The 679-nt window shown below is 53.6% G+C and carries 1 rRNA gene; it reads left to right on the top strand.

The annotated features are described in order from the left end of the window. Window positions 1-199: 199 nt before the first annotated feature. Window positions 200-679 (top strand): 16S ribosomal RNA (locus M3A49_RS42400); the annotation flags it as partial.

Below are 679 nucleotides of genomic sequence, written 5' to 3'. Positions count from 1 at the left end.
TCTTTAAAAATTTACAGCCGATAAGTGTGGGCGCTTGATGCGGTGGCGGCCTGATGTGGTTCTTCGGAGCGATATCGGGAGCAGCAAAAGTATCAAGAGTCTCACACTAAAGTAAGTCAGGTTTTTGAATTTATTCAGAACCTGTCAGCTTTGAGTGAGCGACCGGTCTCGAGAGAGACCGAAAACAGTAACAGGTATTGAACTGAAGAGTTTGATCCTGGCTCAGATTGAACGCTGGCGGCATGCCTTACACATGCAAGTCGAACGGCAGCGCGGGAGCAATCCTGGCGGCGAGTGGCGAACGGGTGAGTAATACATCGGAACATGTCCAGTAGTGGGGGATAGCCCGGCGAAAGCCGGATTAATACCGCATACGATCTATGGATGAAAGCGGGGGATCGCAAGACCTCGCGCTATTGGGGTGGCCGATGGCGGATTAGCTAGTTGGTGGGGTAAAGGCCCACCAAGGCGACGATCCGTAGCTGGTCTGAGAGGACGACCAGCCACACTGGGACTGAGACACGGCCCAGACTCCTACGGGAGGCAGCAGTGGGGAATTTTGGACAATGGGCGCAAGCCTGATCCAGCAATGCCGCGTGTGTGAAGAAGGCCTTCGGGTTGTAAAGCACTTTTGTCCGGAAAGAAATCCTGATGGCTAATATCCGTCGGGGATGACGGT

The sequence above is a fragment of the Paraburkholderia sp. CNPSo 3076 genome, from assembly GCF_026343935.1.
GTDB lineage: Bacteria > Pseudomonadota > Gammaproteobacteria > Burkholderiales > Burkholderiaceae > Paraburkholderia > Paraburkholderia nodosa.
This window is presented reverse-complemented; position numbering and strand designations above follow the sequence as displayed.